The 6,270-nt window shown below is 71.9% G+C and carries 10 protein-coding genes; 3 read left to right on the top strand and 7 right to left on the bottom strand.

Going from position 1 to position 6,270, the window contains the following annotated elements; all coding sequences use genetic code 11:
* The 6 genes from OZN99_RS22995 to OZN99_RS22970 form a co-directional block, all read right to left on the bottom strand.
* Positions 1–586: cytochrome c-type biogenesis protein (locus OZN99_RS22995; protein WP_270937591.1), on the bottom strand; the 586-nt coding region annotated here is incomplete at its 3' end.
* Positions 583–1,149, bottom strand: coding sequence for a DsbE family thiol:disulfide interchange protein (locus OZN99_RS22990; RefSeq protein WP_270937590.1), 567 nt, complete (start codon positions 1,147–1,149; stop codon positions 583–585). The genes OZN99_RS22995 and OZN99_RS22990, both read right to left, overlap by 4 nt.
* Entirely contained in the window at positions 1,146–3,119 is a 1,974-nt protein-coding gene (locus OZN99_RS22985) for a heme lyase CcmF/NrfE family subunit (protein WP_270937589.1), read from the bottom strand. Before OZN99_RS22985 ends, OZN99_RS22990 begins: the two co-directional genes overlap by 4 nt.
* Entirely contained in the window at positions 3,116–3,652 is a 537-nt protein-coding gene (gene ccmE / locus OZN99_RS22980; protein ID WP_270937588.1) for a cytochrome c maturation protein CcmE, read from the bottom strand. Before ccmE ends, OZN99_RS22985 begins: the two co-directional genes overlap by 4 nt.
* Positions 3,649–3,792 carry a heme exporter protein CcmD gene (ccmD, locus tag OZN99_RS22975; protein WP_270937587.1) on the bottom strand — a complete coding sequence of 48 codons (144 nt, stop codon included), beginning with the start codon at positions 3,790–3,792 and terminating at the stop codon, positions 3,649–3,651. Before ccmD ends, ccmE begins: the two co-directional genes overlap by 4 nt.
* Positions 3,789–4,472: a heme ABC transporter permease gene (locus OZN99_RS22970; protein WP_408611898.1), complete on the bottom strand. Its 684-nt coding sequence runs from the start codon at positions 4,470–4,472 to the stop codon at positions 3,789–3,791. The genes ccmD and OZN99_RS22970 overlap by 4 nt, the downstream gene beginning before the upstream one ends.
* A 272-nt stretch (positions 4,473–4,744) precedes the next feature.
* Here OZN99_RS22970 and OZN99_RS22965 point away from each other — a divergent pair, with 272 nt between their 5' ends.
* Both OZN99_RS22965 and OZN99_RS22960 read left to right on the top strand, forming a co-directional pair.
* Positions 4,745–5,182 carry an EVE domain-containing protein gene (locus OZN99_RS22965; RefSeq protein ID WP_270937586.1) on the top strand — a complete coding sequence of 146 codons (438 nt, stop codon included), beginning with the start codon at positions 4,745–4,747 and terminating at the stop codon, positions 5,180–5,182.
* A complete protein-coding gene (locus OZN99_RS22960; RefSeq protein ID WP_270937585.1) occupies positions 5,179–5,601 on the top strand; it encodes a Rieske (2Fe-2S) protein in 423 nt (140 codons plus the stop codon). The genes OZN99_RS22965 and OZN99_RS22960 overlap by 4 nt, the downstream gene beginning before the upstream one ends.
* Positions 5,602–5,608: 7 nt before the next feature.
* Here OZN99_RS22960 and OZN99_RS22955 read toward each other — a convergent pair whose 3' ends face one another.
* Positions 5,609–5,911 carry a colicin immunity domain-containing protein gene (locus tag OZN99_RS22955; protein ID WP_270937584.1) on the bottom strand — a complete coding sequence of 101 codons (303 nt, stop codon included), beginning with the start codon at positions 5,909–5,911 and terminating at the stop codon, positions 5,609–5,611.
* Between the two features lie 167 nt (positions 5,912–6,078).
* Here OZN99_RS22955 and OZN99_RS22950 point away from each other — a divergent pair.
* On the top strand, positions 6,079–6,270 hold a 192-nt coding region (locus tag OZN99_RS22950; RefSeq protein WP_270937583.1), incomplete at its 3' end, for a hypothetical protein.

Below are 6,270 nucleotides of genomic sequence, written 5' to 3'. Positions count from 1 at the left end.
CGGCGCCCGGCGGCAGGCCCAGCGCGGCCAGCCGCTTCCGCTCCTCCTCGGTCAGCGGCGGCGCCGCCACGGCGGCCTGCGCGGCGGCGCGGCGCCGCATGCCGAGGATCAGGCCGAGCCCGGCCAGCACCGCGACGAAGGGCGTCGCCCAGAGCGCGGCGGTGGACCAGGCGAAGGGCGGCTTCAGCAGCACGAAGTCGCCGTAGCGCGCATGCAGGAAGGCCTTGACCTGCGCATCGCTGTCGCCGGCGACGATGCGTTCGCGCACGATCAGCCGCAGGTCGCGCGCCAGGCCGACCTCGCTGTCCTCGATCGACTGGTTCTGGCAGACCATGCAGCGGATGTCGCGCCCGAGGTTGCGCGCGCGTTCCTCCAGCGCCGGATCGGGCAGCATGTCGGCGGGATTGCCGACGGCATGGGCGGGCAGGGGCGCGAGCAGCGTGAGAATGAGAGCCAGGTGGCCCGCGCAGCGGGCCGAGGCCGCCAATGCGGCCTGCGCACGGACCGACAGCATGGCCGCGGTGAGCCGTCGCCTGCGCGAAGCGAAGGCGGCGGAGCCGCCGCCCGGCGCCTGAGGGCGGATCACGACGCCCATCGCCTCAGCAAGGGCCGGATGTCCTGGTCCAGCACGTCCTGCGTGATCGGGCCCGCGAAGCGCCAGCGGATGATGCCCTGGCGGTCCAGCAGGTAGGTCTCCGGCACGCCATAGACGCCCCAGTCGATCGCGACGCGCCCGGGCTCGTCGCGCGACAGGCGGCGATACGGGTTCCCGCGTTCCCGCAGGAAGCGGAGGCTGTCCTCCGGGCGGTCCTTGTACGCGATGCCGAAGACCGGGACGCCTTCGCGGTGCAGGCGCATGAGCTGCGGATGCTCGATGATGCAGGGCACGCACCAGCTGGCCCAGAAGTTGACGATCACCGGCCCCGGCAGGTTCTGCAGGTCGGCGGAGGTCAGCGCGGGCGTCTCCACGCCCTCGAGCGGCGGCAGGGTGAAATCCGGCGGCGAGCGGCCGATGAGGGCGGAGGGCACGCCGCGCGGGTTGTACTCGCCGGTCCGCATGCCCTGCAGCATGCCGTAGAAGGCCACGCCGCCCGCGGCTGCGACGGCGAAGGGCGCGAAGAGCAGGATGCGCCGCGTTGCGGGTGTCATGCCGGCGCCGCCTGCGCTGCCGCCTTGCGGGCCGGTGCGGAGATGCGCACGCGCCGGTCGGCCAGCGACAGCGCGCCGCCGAGCGCCATGATGAAGGATCCGATCCAGAGCCAGGGCGCCAGCAGGTTGTAGTGGATGCGGATCACCGCCTTGCCTGTCGCCGCATCTTCCTCCCCGATCACCGCATAGAGGTCATAGAGAAGGTTGGTGCGGATGGAGACCTCCGTCGTGTGCTGGCGCCCGATGGGGAACCAGCGGCGCGACGGCTCCATCACGTGCAGCACCTCGCCGTCGCGCAGCACGGTGATCGTGGCCCGCCGCGCCGTGTAGTTCGGCCCGGTGTGGTCGCGCACGCCGTCGAGCCGCCACGTGTACCCGGCCATCTGCGTGGTGTCGCCCGGCGCCATGGCGATCAGCCGTTCCTGCGCCAGGCCCATCCCTGCGATGCCTGCCGCGACGACGCCCACGCCGGCATGGGCGATGGCGGCCCCCCACGCGGCGCGGGACAGGCCCCTCGCGCGCGCCCAGCTGTTGGAGAGCGAGGTGCGGAAGAGGGCGGTCCGGTCGGCCAGGTCCGTCAGCGCGGCGCCGATCGTCCAGGCGGCGAAGGCGAAGCCGACGGCCGGCAGCACCCGCTCGCCGGTCAGCAGCAGGGCCACGAAGAAGGCCAGCAGCCCGACCACCGCCGCCGCCCACAGCCTCTGCACCACGGGCCAGAGCTGGGCGCGCTTCCAAGGCATCAGCGGCCCCGCGGCCATGGCCAGCAGCAACGGCACCACCAGCGGGAAGGACGCCATGTTGAAGAAGGGCGGCCCGACCGAGACCTTCGCACCGAACAGCGCGTCCGCGAACATCGGCCACAGCGTGCCGACGAAGACCACCGCGGTGATCGAGCAGACCAGCAGGTTGTTCAGCACGATCGCGCCTTCGCGCGAGACGGGGGCGAAGATGCCCGTCGGCACCATGATCTGGGCGCGCCAGGCGAACAGCAGGAAGGCGCCGCCGACGTAGAACAGCAGCAGCGCCAGGATGAACATCCCGCGCTCCGGGTCGTTGGCGAAGGAATGCACGGAGTTCAGCACGCCCGACCGCACCAGGAAGGTGCCCAGCAGGCTCATCCCGAAGGCGATGATCGCCAGCAGCACGGTCCAGGTCTTCAGCGCCTCCCGCTTCTCCACGACGATCGCGGAATGCAGCAGCGCGGTGCCGATCAGCCAGGGGAGCAGGGAGGCGTTCTCGACCGGGTCCCAGAACCAGTAGCCGCCCCAGCCGAGCTCGTAATAGGCCCACCACGACCCCAGCGCGATGCCGAGCGTCAGGAAGGCCCAGGCGGCCAGCGACCAGGGCCGCACCCAGCGCCCCCAGGCGGCGTCCACGCGGCCCTCGATCAGCGCCGCGACGGCGAAGGCGAAGGTCACAGCATAGCCGACATAGCCGAGGTAGAGCAGCGGCGGATGCATCGCGAGCCCGATATCCTGCAGGATCGGGTTCAGCCCCTGGCCGTCCGGCGGCGGCGGCCACATCCGCTCGAAGGGGTTCGAGGTCTTGAGGATGAACAGGAGGAAGCCGACGGAGACCAGCCCGAGCACGCCCAGCACGCGCGCCTTGAGCGTGGAGGGCAGGTCGCGCCCGAAGGCCGCGACCGCCAGGCCGCACAGCGCCAGGATCAGCACCCACAGGATCAGCGATCCCTCGTGGTTTCCCCAGGTGCCGGTGATCTTGTAGAGCATCGGCTTCGCGCTGTGGCTGTTCTGCACGACGTTCAGCACCGTCGTGTCATTGATCGCGTAGGAATACATCAGGCAGGCGAAGCTGGCCGCGATGGCGACGGACTGCCCGACCGCCAGTGGCGCGGCGCTGGCCATCAGCCGGGCATCGCGGTGCTGCGCCCCCAGCAGCGGCAGGCAGGTCTGCGCGAAGGCCAGGATGAGGGCGAGGGCGAGGGCGAAATGGCCGAGTTCGGCGATCAAGAGCCGGTCCTTCCCTGCGGCGCGCCGGGCCGCTGCCTGTCGGGGTCCAGTGTGTTCCAGGTGGCGGGCGGCGGCGCCGCGCCCTGCGCCGGGTTCCAGTGGCCGGCGCGCTTCAGCGCATCGGCCACCTCCGGGGGCATGTAGGTCTCGTCGTGGCGGGCCAGCACCTCGCTGGCGCGGAAGATGCCGTCCACGCCGAGCCGCCCCATGGTGACGACGCCCTGTCCCTCGCGGAACAGGTCGGGCAGCACGCCCTGGTAGACCACCGGGATGACGTTGGCGCCGTCGGTGACGCGGAAATGCACCACCGGGCGCTGCCCCGCCACCGCGGGCTGGCGTTCCACGCTGCCCGATTCCACCAGCCCGCCCAGGCGGAAGGCGCGCTCGGGCGTCGGGCGCTCCGCGATGATGTCGGAGGGCGAGCGGAAGAACACCAGGTTGTCCTGGAAGGCCGTGAGCGTCAGCGCGGTCGCGCTGCCCAGCCCGATCCCGCACAGCAGCAGGATCCACATCCTGCGCTTCTTCCGCGTCATGCGCGTTCACCCCGAGGATCGAGCTGCTTCAGCCGCGCCGCCGCCGCGCGCTGCCGCAGGAAGGCGCCGACGGCGAGCCCGCCGAACACCAGGGCGGTGATGCCCCAGGACAAGCTGACGTGCAGCCAGTGCGTCGTCATTGCGATGCGTCAAGCCGCCGGGCGCGGGCGGTCTCCAGCGCGCGGACGCGCCGCTCCATCACCGCCGCCCGCGTGCGCGCCAGCACCGTGACCGCGAACAGCAGCGTGAAGCCGAGCGCGCAGGTCAGCAGCGGGTAGAGCATGTCCACATGCATCCCGGGGCTGTCGAGCCGCGTGACGCTGGCCGGCTGGTGCAGCGTGTTCCACCAATCCACCGAGAACTTGACGATCGGGATGTTGACGATGCCGACCAGCGCCAGGATGGCGCCGGCGCGGGCGCCGCGTTCGGTGTCGTCGAAGGCGCGGACCAGCGCGGCATGGCCAAGCCAGAGGAAGAACAGCACCAGCACGCTGGTCAGCCGCGCATCCCACACCCACCAGGTGCCCCACATCGGCTTGCCCCAGAGGCTGCCCGTGGCCAGGCACAGCGCGGTGGCCGCCGCGCCGACCGGCGACAGCTCCCGCGCCGTCAGGTCGGCCAGCGGGTGGCGCCAGATCAGCGACATGATCGAGAGGATGGCCAGCCCGGTGTAGCCGCCCATGGCCAGCCAGGCCATCGGGACATGGACGTACATGATCCGCACCGTCTCGCCCTGCTGCCAGTCGGTCGGCGAGACCACCAGCGCCCAATACGCGCCCGCGGCCGTCACGCCGATGGCCAGCGCCCAGAGCCAGGGCATCCAGGCATCGGTCAGGCGCAGGAAGCGCCCGGGATTGGCGAAACGATGCAGCGACCGCGAGCCCGGGGCTGCGGGTGCGTCCTGTCGCGGCCCGGTTGGCCGGGTCGGGGCGGAAGGGCTGGCGTCCACGCCGCTAACCTAGGGCCGTATCGCGCCGGATTGAAGTCAGGCGTTTCGCGGGTTAGGTGCCTGATCCGCAACCCTGACGTTGGACGCGCCGCCAGAATGTTTCCCGACCCTCCGGGCCCTGCCCGCCGGCGCCCGGCCTGAGCATGGCGCCGCGCCGCCGATACTGGCTCGTGAAGTCGGAGCCCGACGCCTTTTCCTGGGACCAGCAGGTGGCCAACGGGGTCGAGCCCTGGACCGGCGTGCGCAACCACATGGCGCGGGCGAACCTGCAGGCGATGACGACCGGCGACCTGGCCTTCTTCTACCACTCGAACATCGGCAAGGAGATCGTGGGCGTGGTGCAGGTGGTGCGGGAGGCCTATCCGGACCCCACCGTCGGCCCCGACGATCCGAAGGGGAGCTGGGTCTGCGTGGACATGAAGGCGGTGGGCCCGATGCCGAAGCCGGTGACGCTGGCCGCCATCAAGGCGGAACCGGCGCTGGCCGAGTTGGCGCTGGTGCGGCAGTCCCGCCTCTCGGTGATGCCGGTCAGCGCGGAGCATTGGAAGCTGCTCTGCCGCATGGGCGGGTGGAAGGGGTGAGCGACGCGTCCGATGACCGGAGGGCCGAAGGGCCCGGAGGTCTGAATCGGCCGCGCGAGGCCGACATCTCGGCCGGGGAACGGGTGCTCTGCCGGCTGGACGAGCTGCCGGAGGGCGAGAGCCGTGGCTTCCCGCCGGCGCCGGGCGGCTTCACCGGGCTGTTCGCGATCCGCCGCGGCGCGCGCGTGCATGTCTATGTGAATTCCTGCCCGCATATCGGCCTGCCGCTGGATCCCGCTCCGAACCGCTTCCTGGACGCGAAGAAGCAGGTGATCGTCTGCTCGGCGCATGGGGCGCGCTTCCGGATCGAGGATGGCGAGTGCATCTCCGGCCCCTGCTATGGGGAGAGTCTGGAGGCGGTGCCGGCCCGGGTGGATGCGGAAGGCCGGGTGATCGTGCCGGCGGATGCGGGGGTGTAGCGGGGGTTCAGCCCTCCGCCAGCAGCGCCTCGATCTCGCGCCGGGCGCGCTGCGCGCGGGCCAGCAGCTCCACCTCGTCGAAGTCGCCGGGTCGCCGCAAGGCGGGGTCCTCCACGAACTCCTCGCAATCCATCCAGAAGGCGTCCACCACCGCGAAGGCGCGGCTATGCGCGCCGAAGACGTGCCCGTCATCCTGGACACGGCGCTGGAAGCCGGGGGCGAAGTCGCGGGCGCGGACCTCTCCCGCGATGAAGCGGCGGATCATGCCGAGATAGACCATCAGGACGTCCCGGTCCTCGGGCCTCATCATGCTCGTTCCGCGCTGGCGTCGCGCCCAGGATGCCGCGGTCGCCCCGCTTCCGCCACGCCCGTCGCCGTTCCGCCGCACCAGTCGTGAAGAAACCTTGCAGGCGGCGAACTGCCGACACGCGCCCCGCCCATCCTCCTCCCTGCGCTCGAACCCAGAGGAGGACCCCGATGCGCCAGACCTCTCGCCTCAGCCTCGCCGCCGCGCTGCTCGGCCTGTCCGTGCTGCCCGCCTTCGCTCAGGGGACCGCGGGCACCCAGCCCGCCGCGCCCGCGCCCACCAACCGCCCGGCCGCCGCGGCGACGCCCGCGAACCCGGGCGGCAGCGTCACCCAGGCGCAGCCCGCGCAGCGTCCGGCCACG

Origin of the sequence: Falsiroseomonas oryzae (assembly GCF_027856955.1) — a bacterium.
Lineage (GTDB): Bacteria > Pseudomonadota > Alphaproteobacteria > Acetobacterales > Acetobacteraceae > Falsiroseomonas > Falsiroseomonas oryzae.
Note: the sequence above shows the minus strand (reverse complement) of the source record. Positions and strands in the feature narration are given on the sequence as shown.

Excerpts from the sequence above, each read along its gene's own strand:
- OZN99_RS22965 (WP_270937586.1), top strand. The coding sequence starts at position 4,745 with ATGGCGCCGCGCCGCCGATACTGGCTCGTGAAGTCGGAGCCCGACGCC.
- OZN99_RS22990 (WP_270937590.1), bottom strand. The coding sequence starts at position 1,149 with ATGACACCCGCAACGCGGCGCATCCTGCTCTTCGCGCCCTTCGCCGTC.
- ccmE (WP_270937588.1), bottom strand. The coding sequence starts at position 3,652 with ATGACGCGGAAGAAGCGCAGGATGTGGATCCTGCTGCTGTGCGGGATC.
- ccmD (WP_270937587.1), bottom strand. The coding sequence starts at position 3,792 with ATGACGACGCACTGGCTGCACGTCAGCTTGTCCTGGGGCATCACCGCC.
- OZN99_RS22970 (WP_408611898.1), bottom strand. The coding sequence starts at position 4,472 with ATGCCCTGGCTCTGGGCGCTGGCCATCGGCGTGACGGCCGCGGGCGCG.
- OZN99_RS22955 (WP_270937584.1), bottom strand. The coding sequence starts at position 5,911 with ATGATGAGGCCCGAGGACCGGGACGTCCTGATGGTCTATCTCGGCATG.